Here is a 20,452-nt window from a genome sequence, read left to right as displayed (position 1 = left end):
CCGTCCCGGTTGCCGGGTGTGACACCCCGTCGAAGGATGGAGGGGTGACCCCGCCCGGCTACCTCCGCCACCCCCACCTGCACGGCGGCCTGCTCACCTTCACCGCCGAGGACGACGTCTGGATCGCCCCGCTGGACACCGGCGGCGCCGTCACCGGCCGGGCCTGGCGGGTCACCTGCGACCGTACCCGGGTCAGCCACCCCCGCTTCTCCCCCGACGGCACCACCCTCGCCTGGACCAGCTGGCTGAGCCTCACCCCCGAGGTGTGGACCGCCCCGGTCGACGGCGGCGAGGCCCGCCGGCTCAGCTTCTGGGGCAGCCAGGACACCCGGGTGCGCGGCTGGCTGCCAAACGGCGAGGTGCTCGCCGTCACCTCCTTCCACGAGCCCTTCGGCCACTACACCTGGGCGCACGCCCTGCCCCCGGACGGTTCCCCCGGCCGGCGTATGCCCTGGGGCCCGGTCGGCGACGCCCAGATGAGCCGTGAGCGGACCGTCCTGCTCACCGGCGCCGCCCCGCACGAGCCCGCCGCCTGGAAGCGCTACCGGGGCGGCGCCGTCGGCCGGCTCTGGGCGGACGGCGAGCGGATCCTCCCCGACCACACCGGGCACCTCGCCGCCCCGATGCCGGTCGCCGGGCCCCTCGGCGACCGGGTGGCCTTCATCTCCGACCACGAGGGCATCGGCAACCTCTACTCCTGCCGCCCGGACGGCACCGACCTGCGCCGGCACACCGACCACGCCTCCTACTACGCCCGCGAAGCCGCCACCGACGGCACCCGGATCGTCTACCAGCACGCCGGCGACCTCTGGCTGCTGGACGGCCTGGACGCCCCCGCCCCGCGCCGGCTGGACGTCCCGCTCGGCGGCGCCCGGGTCGGCCGCCGCCCGTACCAGGTCGGCGCCGCGTCGCAGGTCAAGGACCTCGCCTGCGACCAGAGCGGCCGGGCCGGGGTGATCACCGTGCGCGGCAGCCAGTACTGGCTCACCCACAAGGACGGCCCGGCCCGCGCGCTCGCCGATACCCCGGGAGTGCGGACCCGGCTGCCGGTGCTGCTCGGGCACACCGGCGAGGCGGCCTGGGTCACCGACGCGGAAGGCGCCGACGCGATCGAGGTGATGCCGCTGCCCGGGCACGAGGGGACCCCCGGGTCCGGCAGCGGGGACAAGCACCGCCACCGGATCCTCGCCGCCGGCCGGCTCGGCCGCGTCCTGGAGCTCACCGCCTCCCCCGACGGCAGCCGCCTCGCCGCCGCCGCCTCGGACGGGCGGCTGCTGCTGGTCTCCGCCGCCGACGGCGAGGTGCGCGAGCTCGCCGCCTCCGAGTACGGGCCGGTCTCCAGCGCCCGGTTCTCCCCCGACTCGCACTGGATCGCCTGGTCCCAGCCGGTCGCCGGGCGCTCGCTGCGCCGGATCCGGCTCACCCGCACCGAGGCGCCCGCGTCGATCACCGAGGTCACCGACGGCCGCTTCGAGGACGAGCAGCCGGTGTTCACCCGGGACGGCCGCTACCTGGCCTTCCTGTCCTGGCGCGGCTTCGACCCGGTCCACGACGTGCACACCGGCGACCTCTCCTTTCCCGTCGGCTGCCGCCCGTACCTCGTCCCGCTCACTGCCGACACGCCCTCGCCGTTCACCGCGCCGGTCGAGGACGGCGCCCCGCGCGGGGACGGCGGCGGCGACGGCACCGTCCGGGTCGAGCCCGAAGGCATCGCCGAACGGCTGCTGCAGTTCCCGGTGATCGCCTCCAAGTACTCGGCCACCGACGCGGTGCGCGGCGGCCTGGTCTGGCTGCGCTGGCCGATCGCCGGCACCCTCGGGCAGACCTTCGCCAGCCCGGAGGACACCTCGGGCCGCCCCTCGCTGGAGCACTTCGATCTGGCCCGGGGCACCCGCAGCACGCTGGTGGACAAGCTGGACGGCTACGCGGTCTCCGGCGACGGCGGCTCGATCGCCGTCTACTCGGCCGGCACGCTCCGGGTGATCCCCGTCGCCGCCCCCTCCGCCGGCACCAGCGTGGACCTGCGCCGGATCACCCACACCGTCCACCCGGCCGCCGAGTGGCGCCAGGCCTACCACGAGGCCGCCCGGATCGTCCGGGACCAGTTCTGGGACGAGCGGATGTCCGGCCTGGACTGGCCCGCCCTGGTCGCCCAGTACGAGCCGCTGCTGGAACGCGTCTGCTCACCCGACGACTTCGCCGACCTGCTGCGCGAACTCCTCGGCGAACTGGGCACCTCGCACGCCTACGTCACCCCGTCCCGGCGCGCCGAAGGGCCCTCGCTCGCCCAGCAGCCGCTCGGCCTGCTCGGCGCCACCGCCCACCGGGCCCCCGACGGGCGCTGGCTGGTCGACCGGGTGCTGGCCGGCGAGTCCTCCGACCCGCGCGCCCGCGCCCCGCTGGCCGCCCAGGGCGTCCGGGACGGCGACGAACTGCTCTCCGTCGGCGGACGCCCGGTGGACCCGGTGCGCGGGCCGCTGCCGCTGCTGGCCGGCACCGGCGGCACCACCGTGGAACTGGCCCTGCGCAGCGGCCCGGACGGCCCGGTGCGGCGGATCGCCGTCACCCCGCTGACCGACGAACGGCCCATCCGCTACCAGGACTGGGTGTCCAAACGCCGTTCCCTGGTCCGGGAGTTCAGCGACGGGCGGTGCGGCTACCTGCACATCCCGGACCTCGGCGGCTCCGGCTGGGCACAGTTCAACCGGGACCTGCGGCGCGAACTGGACAAGCCCGCACTGGTACTGGACGTGCGCGGCAACGCCGGCGGCAACGTCTCCGAACTGGTCCTGGAGAAGCTCACCCGGCACGTCCTGGCCTGGGACTTCACCCGGGACCGCCAACCGGTCCGCTGGCCCCGGCACGCACTGCGCGGCCCGCTGGTGGCCCTCGCCGACGAGGCGACCAGCTCGGACGGGGACGTGATCATCGCGGCGATCAAGCTGCTCGGGCTCGGCCCGGTGGTCGGCAACCGCACCTGGGGCGGAGTGGTCGGCATGTCCGGACGGCACACCCTCGGCGACGGCACCCAGATCTCGGTGCCGAAGAACGCCTCCTGGTTCGGCGGCGGCCTCGGCTGGACGGTGGAGAACCGGGGCGTCGAGCCCGACGTGCACGTGCTGCGCACCCCGCGGGACTGGGCCCGGGGACGCCACCCCGAACTGGTCGCCGCCGTCCAACTGGCCCTGGAGCTGCTGGAGGACGCGCCCGCCGCGGCGCCCCCGCCGGAGTCCACGCCCCGGCCGGACCTGCGGCGCCCCCCGCTGCCGCCGCGGGAGCGGTGACACGGGGGGCCGCTGGACGTGGGGGCCACGACCGGTGGCGAGTCAGTCCCAGGGATCGCCCTCGGCCGTCATGTTCTCGGCGGCGCGCCGGTCGGCCTCCTCCTGGGAGAGCCGGTCCCGGGTGAGCCGGTCCTGGGTCTCGCGGGTGCGCTCGACCTCGTCGCCGAACGCGTCGACGGCCTCGTCGTGGGCGAGGGCGGCCCGCTGGGAGGCGTCCGGCCCGCCGGCCTCGTGCGGCGCGCGGTGGAACAACCTGTCGAAGATGCCCATGGCTCCTCCTCCGGAGGGAATGACGGAATGCCGGGCTGCCCCCACTCTCACACCGGGTGCGAACGGGCGCACCTCGGGCCGGGAGCAGCGGCGGCCGGGTGGACGGGTCGGGGGCAGGGCGCCGCGCGGGTTGAGCCTTTGGTCCCGGGTGGACGCGCCCAACGGCCGTAGCCGGGTGGCGCCGGCCGGGCGCAGGGTGGAGCCGTCGGCCGAACTGACGCCACCGTCTGGAGCCCGCTGTGACCGTCGTACCTTCCGGAAGCCACGCCCGGCGCACCGCCGAGGACCCGCACGACGGACCGCGCCGGCGGGTCGGCCCGCTCGCCGCACCGGACGGGCGGCTGCCCGGCGCCCACGACCTGCTGCTGATGCACGGCGCGGTGCAGCTGACCGAGTACGCGGCCTCGCCGTGCACCCTGACCCTGCTGACGCCGTACGGGCCCCGGGAGGTCCGCGATCCGTGGTTCCCGCGCGGCCCGTTCGGCTGAGCCTGCCTGCTACGCCCGGCGTGCGTCGCTGATCCGGGTGGGGACGGTGCCGAGCCACCAGGTGGGGTCGGCGGTGCCGTCGGTGGTGCGGCCGTCGTCGTGGACGTAGTGGCGCACGTCGCGGCCCGGCTCGGCGAACTCCCCGTTCAGGGCGCGCTCGACCCACTCGGCGCCGAACCGGAACACCTCGGCGGCGGTGCCGCCCAGCGGGTGGAACTCGTTCTCGTAGACGCGGATCTCCTTGGGGGCGCGGACCCGCTCGTAGTTGGCCAGCGCCTCCTCCAGCACGGTGAGTTCGTCGAACTCGCCGATGCCGTAGAGGACCGGGCAGGTGATCTCCCGGACGAGGTCGCCCAACGGCATGCGGGCGACCAGGTCGCGGTCGAAGGCGTCCTCGTCGCTGTAGCCGGCCATGAACATGTAGTTGTTCTTGAAGGTGGGCTGGGCGCGCTCGAAGATGGTGGTGAAGTCGCCGGTGACGGCTTCGAAGGCGGCCAGCGCGGCGAGGCGGCGGTCGGTGGCCGCGGCGCGGGAGCCCCAGTAGCCGCTCATCGAGATGCCGAACATGCCGATCCGGGCCGCGTCGACCTCCGGCAGCGAGGCCAGGTGGTCGATGTAACGGCTGATGGCACGCTCGTAGTTGGTCAGGTCGACGGTCAGCCCGTTCGCCCGGCTCTCGCCCTGGCCGGGGCCCTCGATGGACAGGGCCACGATGCCGCGCGAGGTGTAGTACCGCTCGGCCGCGTGGATGTAGTCCTCCTTGATCATGTCCATCCCCGGGCCGAGGATCACCGCGGGGGCGTTCCTGACGTCTCCGGCCGGCAGGTGGAGGAGGGCGAAGATCTGCTTGCCCTCGAAGTCGAGGACGACGCGGCGCACCCGGTTGCCGCGCAGCGCGCCCAGGCGCTCGACGCAGTGGTTGGCGCGCTCGCGGAAGGCGAGCTTGCGCGGGTCGGTGGCGTCGAAGACGGAGTACTGGGCGCGGCCCCACATCACCGAGGCGCGCACGTAGAGGTCGGCGGCGGTCTGCGCGAAGCCGCCGCGCTCGTGGTGGGCGGCGCGCTCCTCGGCCTGGCCGGCGATGGTGGCCCACGCCTTGGGCAGCATCACGCCGCTCCGGACCAGGTCGAAGACCTTGTCGAAGTCGGTGTGGTCGTGGCCCAGTTGCTCCAGGGTGCCCTTCGCCTGGGGGTGCAGGGCGTCGAAGCCGCCCTGGGCGAGGGCGATGTCCAGGGCCCAGCTCTGGCCGGTGGATCGTGCGGTCATGACAGGTGTCCTCTCTCGACGGGGTACCCGACCCCGCTCCGCAATGCCTAGCTAAGTACTTATCTATTAAGTACTTAGGCTAAACTCCTGTCAACTCGCCCCTCGCCCGCACCACGGAGACCACCCCATGTCACAGCCGCAGGCCCAGCCCGAGCCCGAACCGCCGTCCGGCGCCGCCCGCGACCGGGCCCTGGACTCGCTCGCGCGCGCCGCCTACAGCCTCAGCGCCGCCGACTCCCGGCTGCGCGGACGCGCCACCCGCACCCCCGGCGCGCTCTCCCTCACCCACGCCCGCGCCCTGCGGGCCCTCGCAGAGACCGGCCCGCTGCCGATCGGCCAACTGGCCGCCGCCACCGAGACCACCGGCGCCGCCACCACCCAGCTGGTCAACGGCCTCGTCGCGGCCGGCTACGTCACTCGCGAGCGCCCCGCCGGTGACAAGAGATCCGTGCTGGTCGCCCTCACCGACACCGGCCGGAGCCGCCACCAGGAACGCCAGGACGCCCTGGTCCGGGCACTCGACACCGCACTCGCCCGCCACGACACCACCGCCCTGGACGTCGCGACCGACGTCCTGCGGCAGCTCGGCACCATTTACGACCGGCTCTGAAGCCGCCCGGAGTCAGCCGCGCGTCCGTGACGGCGGGCATCCGCGGGAGAGGCCGCCGGCAGGAAAGCCTCGTCGCCACCGTGCACGTGGCGGTCTCGCCGGTGGTGCTCGGATCCGGACTGCGGCTCTGGGAGTCCCCCGACGGGCTGCTCGACCGGTTCCACCTGGAGGTCGTGCCCAGCCCGAGCGGCGTGACGCACACCACCTGTTCCGGCGAAGGTGACGGGAGGGCCCGCTCGGGGACGACGGCGGCCCCACCACCCGAGGTACCGGGTCGTGGGGCCGCCGTTGCACGCGGTGAGGGCGGTCGTCAGCCGGTGATGCTGGGCGTGCCCGCCTCCAGGTGGCCGGTGAAGCGCTGGGACCAGCTGCTGTCCGCGTCCACCGTCACCGTGAAGTCGTACCAGCCGTTGGTGTACGCCACGGCGTTGAAGAAGTCGCTGACGCTGCCGCCGGCCGGGACCTGGTACGTCCAGGGGCCGTCCGTGCGGTAGTTGTTGGACGCGATGGTGAAGGTCAGCGGCGTGCCGCCGTTGTTGGCCAGCGTGAAGTAGAGGGCGAGCTTGCCGGTGCCCGGCTCGATCGCGTACGAGGCGGTGACGGCCGCGTCCTTGCCCGCCTTGGTGGCGTCACCCTTGAAACGGCGCAGGAAGCGGTTGGGGCCGACCACCGTCAGGTCGTACGGCCCGCCGCCGAAGCCGGTGCCGCAGTTGAAGAAGTCGCTGGTGTTGCCGCCCGGGTCGACGGTGTACTGCCACGGGCCGCCGCTGCGGTAGGCGTTGGCGTAGGCGGCGAAGTGCGCGGACTTCAGCGCCGCCGCGCCCTGGTTGGCCATCGTGATCCAGACCTTCATCACCCCGCCGGAGCCGAACTCCAGGTGGTCCAGGTTGGCGTTCGGCTGGTAGGGCAGGGCGCGGGCCGGGCGGGTGCCGCTCTCCTGCAGCGGCAGCTGGTTGTTGACCGGCGCCGGGTTGGGCAGCGGACCGCAGGCGGACAGGCCGATGGTCTGCGAGGTGTCCGGCAGCGCGGGCAGGCCGTAGACCGGGTTGGCGAAGTCGAACGCGCTGGTCAGGTCGCCGCAGACGCGGCGGCGCCAGTCGCTGATGTTCACGCACTGCGCGGGCGTGCCGAGGGCGGCCGTCCAGGTCTCCAGGAAGCGCAGCACCGAGGTGTGGTCGAAGGTCTCGGAGTTGACCCAGCCGCCGCGGGTCCAGGGCGAGACGGCGATCAGCGGGACGCGGAAGCCGAGGCCGATGTTGGTGCCGTTGTAGAACTCGCCCGGGGTGCCGGCCGGGGCGACCGGCGGCGGGACGTGGTCGAAGAAGCCGTCGTTCTCGTCGTAGTTGATGAACAGGACGGACGAGTTGAAGACGTTCGGGTCCGCGTTGAGCGCGTCGATCACCATGTGGACGAAGTGCGCGCCGTCGGCCGGGGTGGCGTACGGGTGCTCGGAGGAGGCCTGGTCGGGGACGATCCAGGAGACCTGCGGGAGGGTGCCGTTCAGCACGTCGGCCTTGATCGCGGCGGCGATGTCGTCCGGGGTCTTGCCGGTGGCCTTGGGCACCGAGCCCATGCCCTTGACGGCCAGCGGGCTGCCGGCCGGGGCGCCGGAGAACTGGCTGAAGTAGGCGAGGGCGTTGTCGCCGTAGTTGTCGGCGGCGTTCTGGTAGACCTTCCAGCTGACGCCGGCGTTCTCCAGGGCCTCGGCGTAGGTCTGCCAGCGCAGGCCCTTCTCGTCGCCGCCGTCGTAGGCCGGGCCGCCCGCGGTGCCGGCCGGGTCGATCTGGCCGGACCAGTGGTAGGTGCGGTTGGGGCCGGTCGCGCTCAGGACGGAGCAGTGGTACGCGTCGCAGATGGTCCAGTTCTCGGCCAGCGCGTAGTGGAACGGGATGTCCTGGCGGGTGAGGAAGCCGAGCGTGCGGACGTTGCCCTTGGCGGCGACCCAGGAGTCCATCTTGCCGCCGTTCCACGCCTTGTGCTGGTCGCTCCAGCCGTGGCTGAGGTCGCCGTTGCACTGGGCGAGGCGCTCGGGGTCGGCGCCGCCGGCCGGCTTGGTCTGGCTGAACTGCCACGGGTACTGGCGGCTGAGCAGGCCGTTGGGCTGGTTGAAGACGCTGTAGCCGCCGGCGATCTGGATCGCGCTGCGGTCGGCGAAGCCGCGCACGCCGCGCAGCGTGCCGAAGTAGTGGTCGAAGCTGCGGTTCTCCTGCATCAGGATCACCACGTGCTGCGCGTCGGTGATGGTGCCGGTCTGCTGGAGCGTGGTGGTGGAGGCCACCGCGGGCGCGCCCGGGGCGGCTCCCGCCGCACCGGTGCCGGCCACGGCGAGACCGGCCGCGGCGGCGCCGGACAGCGTGACGAACTTCCTACGACTCAACTCGGCCATCAGCCCAGTCCGTCCCTTCGCTGGCGATGTTGTGTACACAAGTCGGGCTCATCGATCGCGCAGCAGTTTCCACCTCGGACGGAGCGGCCACCAGATGCGTGCAGCAGGATTGGCGGACTGTTCGTCCGGGTGTCACCGAGCGACGCCGGGCTGAACGCACGACGGAAACGCCGGGGAGGGACGGAGGCGGCCCGCCGTCAGCGGTCCTTCACGTCGATGCCCAGCGCCTGCGCGAACTGGGGCGCCAGCTCCAGCAGCTGGGTGGAGCTGATGACCGCGCCGCGCAGCCCCTGGTGGCCGTCGGCCAGCCCGAGCCGGACGGCGCCGCGCAGGTCGGTCTTGCTCAGCGTGGCCCCGCGCAGCCGGACCTCCTCCAGCGTCGAGCCGGGGAAGGACACCCCCGTCAGCTTCGCCTCGCCGAAGTCCACGTCGCGCAGCAGACAGTCCTCGAAGACGACGTCCCGCAGCACGGCCGCCCGCAGGTTGACCGCCTCCAGCTTGCAGCCGCGGAACACGACCCGGCGCAGCGCCGAGCCGTACCCGGCGACCCCGGCCAGCACACCTCCGACGAAGGCGCTGTCCTGCCACTCGGAGTCACTGAGGTCGCAGGCCACCCAGCGGCCGGCCTGCACCCAGACCTCGTTGAACCGGGCCTGGCGCAGCTTGACCCCGCTGAGCGCGACGCCGGTGAAGGCGCACTCCAGGAAGGCCGCCCCGGCGCCCGACTCGTCCGTGTGCTCGCCGCCGTCGAAGTGCGCGGTGTCGTACCGCTCGTCGCTGCGCAGCGGGCCGGCGTGCGGGCGCAGCAGTTCGGCGTACGGAAGGTCGTCGAGCCGGTCGGGGACGGAACGGGACATGGCGGCACCTTGCGGTCGGGGGCGTACGGTCTCGCCGCATGCTCGCACGCGGCACCGACAACGCCCCGCAGCGACGAGGCCCTTGAGTGACCGATCCCGGAACCCACGGCGGAGACCCCGGACCGGCCGCGAGGGGCGGCCGGTCCGGGGTCCGTCGGGAGCGTCAGCCGCGCGCCCAGAGGGAGTTGACGCGGCTGCGCTCGGTGCCGTTCGGGTAGGGGTTGGTGCAGGACGTGCCGGGGCCGCCGCCCGACATCAGCTCGCTGCACGGGCCGGAGTAGTGGTCCGGCAGGCCGAGCACGTGCCCGGTCTCGTGGGCGGTCACCCGCACCGAGTTGTACTGCCGGTTCTGCTGGTAGTCGAGGAAGATGTAGCCGCTGCCGTGCCCGTCGGTGCTGGCGTACGAGCCCCGGCTGTCGTTGCCCTCGTAGTAGCGGAAGTCGGCGGCCGAGCCGGACCGCAGCTGGACGTTGCCGACCGAGCTGTTCCAGATCTGCGCGGCCTGGGATATCTGGTTGCGGAAGGTCGGGGCCGAACTGGCGTCGTAGGTGACCACGACGGTCGCCAGGCCCGGGTTGGCGGCCTGCTTGGCCTTCGCGGAGGCCATCACGGCCTGGTAGAAGGCCTGGTTGTCCGCGGACTCGGTGGCCGAACCGGCGTACGTCGAGGCGGTGTAGCCCTGCACGGCCGGGGCGGCCGGGGCCGCGGCCGCGGCGGTGGTGGGCAGCACGGCGAGGCCGGCCGCGAGGGCGAGGCCGAGGGTGGCGGACAGCACGGATCGCTTCATGTGGGGGCTCCGATTCCTGTGGTGCCGTGGCCGGTTGGGGGCCGGCCCGGGGGGACACCTGGTCAACGGGTGATGTCCCCAGAGCTTCGGGCAGCCCGGCGGGCGGGCGGATGATGTCAATCCGCGATAGCTCCGTGCAATACCCCTGGGCTCTCGCCGATTCGAGCCGCCTTTCCCTGGCCTTGACCCAACCGTTCCCCTGGCATTCCGTTCGGGCGGCGGCTAGGCTCCGGAGCGGGGAAGTACCCAGAGCGGCGGGCCGCTCGATTCCGGCCGAGCGGCCCGCCGCGCCCCGAACTCGGCTACCGGACAGCCTGGTCGGCCGCCGCGAGACCGTTCGCCCAGAGGTAGTCGACCTGGCCGCGCTCGTTGGCGTCGGGGTACGGGTTGGTGCAGGAGGGGCCGGGGCCGCCGCCCGACATCAGCTCGCTGCACGGGCCGGAGTAGTCGTCGGGCAGGCCGAGTACGTGCCCGGTCTCGTGGGTGGTGACGCGCACCGAGTCGTACTCCTGGTTCTGCTGGTAGTCGAGGAAGACGTAGCCGTGGCCGTGCCCGTCGGTGCTGGCGTACGAGCCCTGGCTGTCGCTGCCCTCGTAGTACGAGAAGTCGGCGTTGCCACCGGCCTCCTGGAGCCGCACGTTGCGCACGGAGCCGTTCCAGATCTGCGCGGCGGTGGCGATCTGGCTGGTGAAGGACGGGGCGTTGGCGGTGTCGTAGGTGACGGTGACGGTCTGCAGCCACGGGTTGGCGGCCCGCTTGGCCTTGACCGAGGCCACCACGGCCTGGAAGAAGGCCCGGTTGTTCGCGGCCTCCGCGGCCTCCGCGGCCGAACCGGCGTACGTCGCCGGGGTGTAGCCCTGAACGGCGTGGGCGGCCGGGGCGGCGGGCGCCGCCGGCGCGGCGATGGCGGTGGCGGGCAGGGTCGCGAGGCCGGCCGCGAGGGCGAGGCCCAGGGCGGCGGACAGCACGGATCGCTTCATGTGGGGGCTCCGAATGCGCGGTGCGCGGCCTCGCCGGAGCCGGTGGGGGCCGGGCAACGGCGGCGGCGCACGGTGGGGGGCCGCCTCGGCCGGTGGCCGGGGCGGGTTGCTGCCCCCGAGCTTCGACCCGCCCGGGCCCGTCGCGGATGATGTCAACCGGCGATAGCACCGCCGCATACCGGCGGGGTTGCGCCGTACGGTCCGTCACGCGGTCTGCCGTACGGTCCGTCACGCGGCCTGCCGTGCGGTTTGGCGTGCGAACCGCCCGGCGGGCCGCCGGCGGGCCTTTGATTGCCTGTCATGTCCTTGGCGAGATGGCTCGATGGCGTCTATGCTCCCGACGTGGAGCTCGACGTGAGACACCTCCGGGTGCTGTGCGCCATCGCCGACACCGGCAGCCTCCGCAAGGCCGCGCTCCAGCTCGGCATGACCCAGCCATCCCTCACCACCCAGCTGCACCGCATCGAACGGGCCATCGGCGGCACCCTGTTCACCCGCGAGCAGACCGGCAGCCGGCCCACCGCGCTCGGCCACTCGGTGCTCTCCCGGGCCCGGCCGGTGATCACCGAGATGGCCGCGCTGGTGGCCGCCGCCCGACAGGAGGCCCGCGACGCGACCGGCCCCGGCCGGCAGCGGCGGCTGCGCATCGGCAGCGTCGGCAGCCGGGCGGTCGCGGCCTGGCTGCGCCGGGTGCACGACCGGCTGCCCGACACCGACACCACCATCCACGTCGACGTCTCGGCCAGCGCGCTGCTGCGGATGGTCGCCGCCGACCAGCTGGACGTGGCCTTCGTGCACGAGAGCGAGGGATTCCCGCTGCGGGTGCCGCCGGACGCCGAGCAGCGGGTGCTGATGGCCCGCGAGCCGCAGTACGTCGAGCTGGCCGCCGGGCACCCGGCCGCCGCCCGCCCGGTCGTCCGCCTCGCCGAACTCGCCGAGGACACCTGGATGGTCGACCCGACCGCCGACCACGAGTACGCGGCGATGCGCCGGGTGTTCAGCGAAGCCGGGCTCAACCCCCGGGTGCTGCAGGTGCGGGACAACGCCACCGCCGCCGAGCTGGTCGCCTCGGGCGAGGCCGTCCGCCCCTGCCAGCCGACCGCCCCGCCCGGGCCCGGCACGGTCGTCCGCCCGGTGCACGGGGACCCGCTGGCCGTCCGGCTGCTGTTCACCTGGCGCCCGCGCGCGCTCAGCCCGCCCGCACTGGACGCGCTGTACGGCGAACTGCGCGCCGCCTACCTGGATCTGGCCAAGGTCAACCCGGCCTACCTCGCCTGGCTGGCACGACACGAACCGGTGCTGCTGGGGCGGTCCTAAGCAGCGCCCCGGACCTCTGGGGCGGTCCTGGGCAACGCACCGGGCCCCTGGGGCGGCCCTAGGCAGCGCCCCGGACCCGCCCCTCCCGGCTGTGGATCAGCACGCCCACCGTCACCATCAGCGCGCAGACCAGGCCCGCCGCCAGGACCCCGGAGCCGCCGAGCGCGGTGCAGGCCAGCACCAGCGCGGCCCCGCCCGGCGCCACCGCCTGGGCGACGATGCCGCGCTTGGTGTGCCGGGAGTGCAGGAACCAGACCGTGACCAGGTAGACCGCGGTCGGCACGGTGACCGTCGCGGTGGCGGCGGTCTCGGAGATCTCCGCCTTGTGCACGGCCGACTCCACCGCCACCTCCAGCCCGGCGCCGATCGCCGCCGCCGAACCGAACACCAGGTAGTGCCCGTACCCCCAGGCGAAGGCCTGCCGGTTGGAGCGCAGGTGCTCGTGGACCGGCCGGGCGAAGTAGATCCACCAGGCGGCGAAGCAGATCAGCAGACCGCCGATCGCCACCGGCACCAGCCGGCCCAGCTCCTCGTGCTCGTCCACCGCCGACTGCACCGCGACGGTCGCCGCCGCCACCGTCTCGCCGAGCACGATGAGGGTGAACAGCCCGTACCGCTCGGAGATGTGGTGCGGGTGCCAGGAGGTCTGCATCCGCAGCTCCGCGATCACCGGCACGGCCAGCTCGCACAGCACGCCGATCGGGATGACGTACGGGCGCGCACCGTGCGGCAGGAACAGCAGCACCATCCAGCCGACCTGGCAGATCGTGATCCCCACCGCGTACCGCACCGCGACCCGGCGCGCCTCGCCCTGCTCGCCGGCCGCGGCGCGCAGCCACTGGGTCACCATCGCGAGGCGCATCACCACGTAGCCGGTGATCGCCAGCACCAGGTCCTGGGTGGCGAACAGCCGCGGCACCCCGGCCGCGAGGATCAGGACCCCGGCGATCTGCACCAGCGTGGTGACCCGGTACGGCACGTCGTCGCAGTCGTACGCGGAGGCGAACCAGGTGAAGTTCATCCAGGCCCACCAAATCGCAAAAAAAGCCAGCGCGTAGCCGCGCAGCCCCTCTTCGTAGTGCCCGGCCGCGAGGGAGTGGGCCAGTTCGCGCCCGGCCTGGCCGACCGCGACCACGAAGCAGAGGTCGAAGAAGAGTTCCAGCGGGGTGGCGACCCGGTGCGGCTCGTCGCGGTCGCGCGGGATCATCCGGCGCACCGGCGGCGGGTCGACGTGGTGCGCGCGGGGCGCCGCGGCGGCGGGTTCACTGGCCATCGGAGCTGCTCCGGGATCGGGAGGGGCGGGTCGTCCCGCGCATCCTGGCAGCGCCCCGGGCCCGGCGCACGCACCGGCGCGGACCGTACGCCGGGCAGTACGCCGGGCGGCGCGAAGGGCAGCGGGAAGGGCAGCGCGCCGGTACGGCAGCCTCGGGCGCCCCCGGGCGCGGTGACCCCGAAGGTCCCTTTTTTCCTTTCCGTCAGCCCCAGTTGACGCTCCGGTGCGCGAACCGGGTGACAGCGCGGCGGGTTTCCGGGCGCGCCCCGCGCGCTGCGCCGTGCGGGACCGGAGCGCCGCTAGATTCATCCCCGGTCGGAAAAGCGCGGGCCCTGCGGGGCTCCATGACACGGGCGGCCTGCGGGCAACGCGGAAGGTCAAGGCCGGTGGCGGGACAGCGGGGGCGGCAGAGCCGACCTTCCCGTGTCGCACCACCGGCCTCGTGATCACCGCGCTGCTCGCCAGCGCCTGCCGTGCGGCCCGCCTCGCCGTGTCCGCGACGGCTACTTCTCCCAGCCGACCTTGCTGTAGTCCTCCCCCGCCAGCCCGAAGGCACCGTAGTTGGCGAGGCCCTTGCGCACCGCCAGCACGACCGGCCGCTGGTAGAGCTCGACGGTGTGGCCGAGCTCCCAGATCTTCGCGTCCGCCTGGTTGTAGAGCTTCGCGGCCTCCGTCGGGTCGACCGTCCCGGCCGCCTTCTTCAGTAGGTCGTCGATCTCCGGGGTGCCCAGGCGTGAGGGGTTCTCGAAGCTGTTGTCGCCCACCGGCAGGCGGAAGTTCGTCAGGCTCTTGGACAGCGGGAACGAGTCGGTGTTGCGCCAGCTCGCGATCTCGAACTTGCCCGGGTTCACGTACTTGGTGAAGAAGTCGTTGGACGGCACCTTGTCCAGGGCGACCTTGACCCCGGCCGCCTGCCACATCGCGGCCGCCGCGGTGGCCAGGTCGAGCTGGGCCTGCGGGGTGGCGTCGTTGATCACCCAGTGCAGCTCCAGCGGCTGCCCGTCCTTGGTGCGCGGCTGGCCGCTGCCGGCCTCCTTCCAACCGGCGTCGTCCAGCAGCTTCTTGGCGGCGGCCTGGTCGAACTTGGCCCACTCGCCGGAGTTGTCCTGGTAGCCGCTCTGGTTGGGCATGAAGACGTGGTTGCCGAGCGGCTTGAACTCGACCGGCACCCCGTTGTTGGCGATCTTGATCAGCGCCGAACGGTCGAGCGCCTTGCCGAGCGCCTGGCGGACCCGCTGGTCCGCCAGCGCGCCGCCCCCGCCGAAGGAGATGTGCACCTCGTCCCACGGGCTGGCCGCGCGGATCACGGTGTCCTTGGCGTCCTTGAGCTGCCCGTACGCGGTGGCGGTGCCGGCGGTGGCCAGGTCGATCTCGTTGTTGAGGTAGGCCTGGGTGGTCGCGGACTGGGACATCACCCGGAAGGTGAGCCGGTCCAGCTTGGGCTTGGTGCCCCACCAGGCCGGGTCCGGGACGAGGGTGAGGGTCTGCGCGGTCTTGTCCGCGACGCCGACCTTGAAGGAGCCCGCGGTGATCGGGATCTTCTCCACCCAGCCCTTGTTGAAGTCGTCCGGGGTGGAGATCCCGGCGGCCGGGATCAGCGGGCGGAACAGGTTCTGCCAGTCCGCGTACGGCTCGGAGAAGGTCACCTTCACCTCGCTCGGGTCGGCGCCCTGCTCGACGGCCGAGATCCGCTCGTACCCGGACGGATCGGAGATGTTGTACGCGGCGTCCTTCCCGTTGCTGGCCTGCCAGTCCGCCTTGAAGTCCTGGTAACCGAGCGGCTTGCCGTCGGACCACTTGGCCTTGGGGTTGAGCTTGTAGGTGATCACCTGCGGCGAGGTCGAGGTGACCTTCGCCTCCACCAGGTAGTCGAGGTTGGGCTGGAAGGTGCCCGAGGCGTCCGTGTTGAAGAGCGACGGCTCCAGCGTGCGCATGATCGAGATCGCGTCGCCGTAGGTGCCGTCCACCTGGAACGGGTTCCACTGGGTGATCCACTGGTAGAGCGGGAGCCGCACCTCGCCGCCGTCCTTGACCTGGTCCAGCGGCTTGGCGTTGATGTCCTGGGAGTCCTGTCTCGGCGGCTCGCTCTTGGCCACGCCGTCGCCCGAACCGCTCCCGCCCGAGGTGCACGCGGTGACCGCCAGCGCGACGGCGACGGCAAGCGCGGCCGTCCTGCCGAGACGGCGGGCCGTAGTGGAAGCGTCCATGAGGTCCCCCTGGGTGAGTTCTGCGATGCGGGAGTTGTGCCGCGCGAGGTGTGACAAGGCTTGAGCATGGGCACTCAAACCGGCACCGAGCCAGAGGAACGTAACAGCGGATCAGATCCGCCACCAGGGGGAGGAGCGAACGCCTGATCCAAACGTCACAGGCGGCAATACCGCCGCAACACCACCGCCGTCCCCAGGTGTTTCACTCTGACCTGCACGTTCCCAACTCACCTGCCACCCCTGCCACCTGACGCCCGGACCGGGCCCCGACCGAAGGCCACCACCCGATGCCCACCAGACGCGTCGGCCCCGCCCCCACCCCGGGCGGCCGTTGATGCTCAGCTACCTGGCGAAGCGGCTGAGCTACTACGCGGTGCTGCTGATCGCCGCCGTCTTCCTGGCGTACGCGATCTCCGCGACAGCCCTGCAGCCCCGCACCTACTTCGACGCCAAGCTGCCCCGCCCGTCCGCCGAATCGGTCGAACGCCAGCTCACCGCGCTCAACCTGAACGACCACACCCCGGTGGTCGAGCGCTTCGGCCACTGGGCCGGCGGGCTGCTCCACGGCGATCTCGGCCGGACCATCCACGACACCCCGGTCACCGACGACTTCGGCCGGCGGGTGTGGGTCTCCCTGCGGCTGCTGCTGATCGGCAGCCTGCTCGGCATCGTCCTCGGCATCGCCGTCGGGGCGTGGAGCGCCGTCCGCCAGTACCGGATCTCCGACCGGCTGCTGACCGTGCTGTCCTTCGTGCTGCTCTCCACGCCGGTCTTCCTGGTCGCGCTGTTCCTCAAGAACGGCGCCATCGCCGCCAAGGACGCGGCCGGCCACGAGGTGATCCCGTTCACCGGCTACGAGACCCCCGGACTGGCCGGCGGCCTCGGCACCCACCTCGCCGACTGGGCGCTGCACCTGCTGCTGCCCACCATCTCGCTGGCCCTCGGCGGCCTCGCCACCTACAGCCGCTACCAGCGCGGCACCATGCTCGACGTGCTCGGCTCCGACTACCTGCGCACCGCCGAGGCCAAGGGCCTCACCCGCGGCCGGGCGCTGCTGAAGCACGGGCTGCGCACCGCCGTGATCCCGATGTCGACCATGTTCGCCTACAGCTTCCTGGGCATCTTCACCGGCGCGATCTTCACCGAGACGATCTTCGGCTGGCACGGCATGGGCGAGTGGCTGATCCAGTCGATCAACGAACAGGACGTCAACTCGGTGGTGGCGATCAACCTGTTCACCGCGGTCGTCGTCCTCGCCTCCGGCTTCCTCGCCGACACCCTGCACGCCGCCCTCGATCCGCGCGTGCGGTCCTGACCGGAGGAGACCCGAGATGACCACCCTCTCCGTCGAACCGGCCGAGCCCACCGAACCCACAGGGCCCACGGCACTCACGGCACCCGCGGCTTCGGTCGGCGCGCCCCGGGCGAGCGGCCGCGGACGGCTCGTCCTGGCCCGGCTGCTCGCCGCCCGCGGGGCCCTCGCCGGGGCCGTCATCGTGCTGCTGCTGTTCGCGCTCGCCTTCGGCGGGCCGTACCTCACGCCCTGGCACTACGCCACCCCCGACTTCTCCGCGCTGCACCAACCCCCCTCCGCCGACCACTGGTTCGGCACCAACGGGGTCGGTCAGGACGTGTTCGCGCAGACCGTCCGCGGGTTGCAGAAGTCGCTGATCATCGGCCTGCTGGTGGCGCTCTTCTCCACCGTGCTGGCGTCCGTGGTCGGCGCCTGCGCCGGCTACTTCGGCGGCTGGGCGGACCGGGCGCTGATGTTCGTGGTGGACCTGCTGCTGGTCTTCCCCGCCTTCCTGGTCATCACCGTCGTCTCGTCCCGGCTGAAGAGCGCCGGCTGGATCGCCTTCGTCCTGCTGCTCGCACTGTTCAACTGGATGATCACCGCCCGGGTGGTCCGCTCGATGACCATCTCCCTGCGCGAGCGCGAATTCGTCCGCGCCGCACGGTTCATGGGCGTACGACCGCTGCGGATCATCAGCCGGCACATCCTGCCGAACGTCGCCTCCTTCCTCATCATCGACGCCACCATCGCGGTCGGCGGCGCCGTGATGAGCGAGACCGCGCTCTCCTACTTCGGCTTCGGGGTCAAGGCGCCGGACGTCTCGCTCGGCACCCTGCTCGCCGCCGGGACCAGCGAGGCCCCGGTGTTCCCCTGGCTGTTCTACTTCGCCGCCGGGCTGCTGGTGCTGTTCGTCCTCGCCGTCAACCTGATCGGGGACGGGCTGCGTGACGCCCTCGACCCCACCTCCGGCACCGCGCCCCGCCGCTCTCCCCGTTCCCGCCGTTCCGCCCGTTCCGGCCGTTCCGCCGACAGCCGTCGTTCCGTCAGCAGCCTTCGTTCCCGTAGGAAGCACCCGTGACCACCACCGTCGAAACCCCGCTGCTCGCCGTCCGGGACCTGCGGGTCGACTTCGCCGGGCCGCACGGCCCGGTCCCCGCCGTCCGCGGGGTGGACCTCACCCTGCGGCGCGGCGAGACCCTCGGCATCGTCGGCGAGTCCGGCTCGGGCAAGTCCGTCACCGCCCTCTCCGTGCTCGGGCTGCTGCCCGGGACGGCCCAGGTCAGCGGATCGGTGCGGCTGGACGGACGGGAGCTGGTCGGGCTGCCGGGCAGGGAGCTCGCGGCGATCCGCGGCCGCCGGGTCGCCATGGTCTTCCAGGACCCGCTCTCCGCCTTCACCCCGGTCTACCGGATCGGCGACCAGATCGCCGAGGCGGTCCGCATCCACCAGCGGGTGGACAAGGCCACCGCGCGGCGCCGGGCCGCCGAACTCCTCGACCTGGTCGGCATCCCGGCACCCGACCGGGCCCTGGACAGCTTCCCGCACGAGTTCTCCGGCGGCATGCGCCAGCGCGCGATGATCGCCATGGCCGTCGCCAACGAGCCCGACATCCTGCTCGCCGACGAGCCCACCACCGCACTCGACGTCACCATCCAGGCCCAGGTGCTGGACGTGCTGCGCACCGCCCGCCGGGAGACCGGCGCCGCGCTCGTCCTGGTCAGCCACGACCTCGGGGTGATCGCCGGAACGGCCGACCGGGTCGCGGTGATGTACGCGGGGCGGGTGGTCGAGACGGCCGCCGTGGACGAGCTGTTCTCGGCCCCGCACCACCCGTACTCGCTCGGGCTGATCGGCGCGCTGCCCCGGCTGGACGGGCGCGGCGGTCCGCTGGTGCCGATCCCCGGCGCCCCGGCGCCGATGGCCGAGCTGCCGCCGGGCTGCCCGTTCACGGCGCGCTGCCCGCTGGCGGAGGAGCGCTGCTCGACAGCGGAGCCCGTCCTGGAGGCCGTCCCCGGGCCGGCTTCGGAGGGTGCGGACGAACACCTGTCGGCGTGCGTGCGGTCGGCGGAGCTCGCCGAGCGGCGGCCCGCGCCGTCCGAGGTCTACCCCGTGCCGGAGCTGCCCGCCGCCTCCGCTCCCGGCGACCGCGCCGACCTGGCGCCGGTGCTGGCGGTGAGCGGCCTCGGCAAAACGTTTCCGCTACGCAAGGGCACGGTGTTCAAGCGCAAGGTCGGCGAGGTGTACGCGGTGGACGGCGTCGACCTCGACCTGCGCGAGGGCGAGACCCTCGGCCTGGTCGGGGAGTCCGGCTCCGGCAAGTCCACCACCCTGTTCGAACTGCTGCGGCTCGGCGCCCCGGAGACCGGCCGGATCGAACTGCTCGGCCACGACACCGCGAAGCTGACCCGGGCCGAAGTCCACCGGCTCCGCGCCGAACTGCAGATCGTCTTCCAGGACCCGATGGCCAGCCTCGACCCCCGGATGCCGATCGGCGACATCGTCGCGGAACCCCTGCTCGCCCAGCGCACCCCCCGCGCGGAGATCGCCCGCCGGGTGCCCGAACTGCTCCGCCAGGTCGGCCTCGACCCCGACCACGCCGTCCGCTACCCGCACCAGTTCTCCGGCGGGCAGCGCCAGCGCGTCTCGATCGCCCGGGCGCTCGCCGTCCGCCCCAAACTGCTGGTGCTGGACGAACCGGTCTCCGCACTGGACGTCTCCATCCAGGCCGGGGTGCTCAACCTGCTGCAGGCGCTCAAGGCGGAGCTCGGGCTCTCCTACCTGTTCGTCTCGCACGACCTCTCGGTGATCCGGCACCTCGCCGACCGGGTCAGCGTGATGTACCTCGGCCGGACGGTCGAGCAGGGCGAGGTCTCCGCCGTCTTCGACCGCCCCCGTCACCCGTACACCCGCGCCCTGCTCTCCGCCGTCCCGCTCCCCGACCCCGCCGCCGAGCGCGCCCGCGACCGCATCCTGCTCGCCGGCGACCCGCCCTCCCCCACCGAGCGCCGCACCGGCTGCCCCTTCCGCACCCGCTGCCCGCGCTACGCCGGGCTCACGGCCCCGGCGGACCGGGCCCGCTGCGAGCAGGAACGGCCGGCGCTGACCGGCAGCGCGCCGGGGGCGGACCACCAGGCGGCCTGCCACCACCCGGAGCCGCCACCTGCGGATCATCACAAAGAGTGATCACCCGAATACGATTCGGCGGATCGGCCCGGCGCCGTGTAATGTCTTCGACGTCAGCAGGCGCCGCTAGCTCAGTTGGTTAGAGCAGCTGACTCTTAATCAGCGGGTCCGGGGTTCGAGTCCCTGGCGGCGCACATGGCAAGGTCTCAGGCCGTCCACTCCGGTGGGCGGCCTGAGGCGTTTCCGGAGCGGGTGGACCTTCCCACCGCGACCGGGACGGCCCGGTTGGAACGCCGACTGCAGCAGGGAA

15 protein-coding genes, 1 tRNA gene and 1 pseudogene are annotated in these 20,452 nt (G+C 73.0%); 9 read left to right on the top strand and 8 right to left on the bottom strand.

Annotated elements, in window-relative coordinates; translation table 11 throughout:
• Positions 1-44 precede the first annotated feature (44 nt).
• Positions 45-3,284 carry a S41 family peptidase gene (locus ACZ52J_RS20525; RefSeq protein ID WP_465620546.1) on the top strand — a complete coding sequence of 1,080 codons (3,240 nt, stop codon included), beginning with the start codon at positions 45-47 and terminating at the stop codon, positions 3,282-3,284.
• Between the two features lie 42 nt (positions 3,285-3,326).
• Here ACZ52J_RS20525 and ACZ52J_RS20520 read toward each other — a convergent pair whose 3' ends face one another.
• Positions 3,327-3,554, bottom strand: a complete 228-nt coding sequence (locus tag ACZ52J_RS20520; RefSeq protein ID WP_465620544.1) for a hypothetical protein — start codon at positions 3,552-3,554, stop codon at positions 3,327-3,329.
• Between the two features lie 239 nt (positions 3,555-3,793).
• Here ACZ52J_RS20520 and ACZ52J_RS20515 point away from each other — a divergent pair, with 239 nt between their 5' ends.
• A complete protein-coding gene (locus ACZ52J_RS20515; protein ID WP_465620542.1) occupies positions 3,794-4,042 on the top strand; it encodes a hypothetical protein in 249 nt (82 codons plus the stop codon).
• Positions 4,043-4,051: 9 nt separating this feature from the next.
• Here ACZ52J_RS20515 and ACZ52J_RS20510 read toward each other — a convergent pair whose 3' ends face one another.
• Positions 4,052-5,308, bottom strand: coding sequence for an alpha/beta hydrolase (locus ACZ52J_RS20510; RefSeq protein ID WP_465620540.1), 1,257 nt, complete (start codon positions 5,306-5,308; stop codon positions 4,052-4,054).
• A gap of 127 nt (positions 5,309-5,435) precedes the next feature.
• On the opposite strand from ACZ52J_RS20510, the gene ACZ52J_RS20505 reads away from it, so the two are divergent.
• Together ACZ52J_RS20505 and ACZ52J_RS20500 are read left to right on the top strand one after the other, a co-directional pair.
• Positions 5,436-5,918: a MarR family winged helix-turn-helix transcriptional regulator gene (locus tag ACZ52J_RS20505; RefSeq protein ID WP_465620538.1), complete on the top strand. Its 483-nt coding sequence runs from the start codon at positions 5,436-5,438 to the stop codon at positions 5,916-5,918.
• 68 nt (positions 5,919-5,986) lie between these two features.
• Positions 5,987-6,141: pseudogene (locus ACZ52J_RS20500) on the top strand (dihydrofolate reductase family protein); the annotation flags it as partial.
• An 87-nt stretch (positions 6,142-6,228) separates the two neighbouring features.
• On the opposite strand, the gene ACZ52J_RS20495 reads toward ACZ52J_RS20500, so the two are convergent.
• From ACZ52J_RS20495 to snpA (ACZ52J_RS20480), 4 genes are all read right to left on the bottom strand, one after another.
• Positions 6,229-8,304 carry a phosphocholine-specific phospholipase C gene (locus tag ACZ52J_RS20495; RefSeq protein WP_465620536.1) on the bottom strand — a complete coding sequence of 692 codons (2,076 nt, stop codon included), beginning with the start codon at positions 8,302-8,304 and terminating at the stop codon, positions 6,229-6,231.
• Between the two features lie 197 nt (positions 8,305-8,501).
• Positions 8,502-9,161, bottom strand: a complete 660-nt coding sequence (locus ACZ52J_RS20490) for a pentapeptide repeat-containing protein (protein WP_465620534.1) — start codon at positions 9,159-9,161, stop codon at positions 8,502-8,504.
• Positions 9,162-9,324: 163 nt separating this feature from the next.
• Entirely contained in the window at positions 9,325-9,948 is a 624-nt protein-coding gene (gene snpA, locus ACZ52J_RS20485) for a snapalysin (RefSeq protein WP_360497105.1), read from the bottom strand.
• 302 nt (positions 9,949-10,250) lie between these two features.
• Positions 10,251-10,928 carry a snapalysin gene (gene snpA / locus ACZ52J_RS20480; RefSeq protein ID WP_465620531.1) on the bottom strand — a complete coding sequence of 226 codons (678 nt, stop codon included), beginning with the start codon at positions 10,926-10,928 and terminating at the stop codon, positions 10,251-10,253.
• A gap of 342 nt (positions 10,929-11,270) precedes the next feature.
• Here snpA (ACZ52J_RS20480) and ACZ52J_RS20475 point away from each other — a divergent pair, with 342 nt between their 5' ends.
• Positions 11,271-12,245 (top strand): LysR family transcriptional regulator, encoded by a 975-nt coding sequence (locus tag ACZ52J_RS20475; RefSeq protein WP_360497099.1) that lies wholly within the window; start codon positions 11,271-11,273, stop codon positions 12,243-12,245.
• Between the two features lie 58 nt (positions 12,246-12,303).
• Here ACZ52J_RS20475 and ACZ52J_RS20470 read toward each other — a convergent pair whose 3' ends face one another.
• Positions 12,304-13,518, bottom strand: a complete 1,215-nt coding sequence (locus ACZ52J_RS20470) for a low temperature requirement protein A (protein ID WP_465620529.1) — start codon at positions 13,516-13,518, stop codon at positions 12,304-12,306.
• 503 nt (positions 13,519-14,021) lie between these two features.
• Positions 14,022-15,725, bottom strand: coding sequence for an ABC transporter family substrate-binding protein (locus ACZ52J_RS20465; RefSeq protein ID WP_465620527.1), 1,704 nt, complete (start codon positions 15,723-15,725; stop codon positions 14,022-14,024).
• Positions 15,726-16,059: 334 nt separating this feature from the next.
• Between ACZ52J_RS20465 and ACZ52J_RS20460 the strand changes: the two genes are divergently transcribed.
• The 4 genes from ACZ52J_RS20460 (at position 16,060) to ACZ52J_RS20445 (ending at position 20,336) form a co-directional block, all read left to right on the top strand.
• The gene (locus ACZ52J_RS20460; RefSeq protein WP_465620526.1) at positions 16,060-17,040 is read left to right on the top strand and encodes an ABC transporter permease; all 981 of its coding nucleotides are present in this window, start codon (positions 16,060-16,062) and stop codon (positions 17,038-17,040) included.
• 16 nt (positions 17,041-17,056) lie between these two features.
• Positions 17,057-18,097 carry an ABC transporter permease gene (locus ACZ52J_RS20455; RefSeq protein ID WP_465620524.1) on the top strand — a complete coding sequence of 347 codons (1,041 nt, stop codon included), beginning with the start codon at positions 17,057-17,059 and terminating at the stop codon, positions 18,095-18,097.
• Entirely contained in the window at positions 18,094-20,202 is a 2,109-nt protein-coding gene (locus ACZ52J_RS20450; protein ID WP_465620522.1) for an ABC transporter ATP-binding protein, read from the top strand. The genes ACZ52J_RS20455 and ACZ52J_RS20450 overlap by 4 nt, the downstream gene beginning before the upstream one ends.
• 60 nt (positions 20,203-20,262) lie before the next feature.
• Positions 20,263-20,336 (top strand) — tRNA-Lys (locus tag ACZ52J_RS20445).
• Positions 20,337-20,452 lie beyond the last annotated feature (116 nt).

It is taken from the genome of Kitasatospora sp. NPDC034035, from assembly GCF_055575755.1.
The sequence above is the reverse complement of the archived record's forward strand: the minus strand, read 5'-3'. Positions and strand labels throughout refer to the sequence as shown.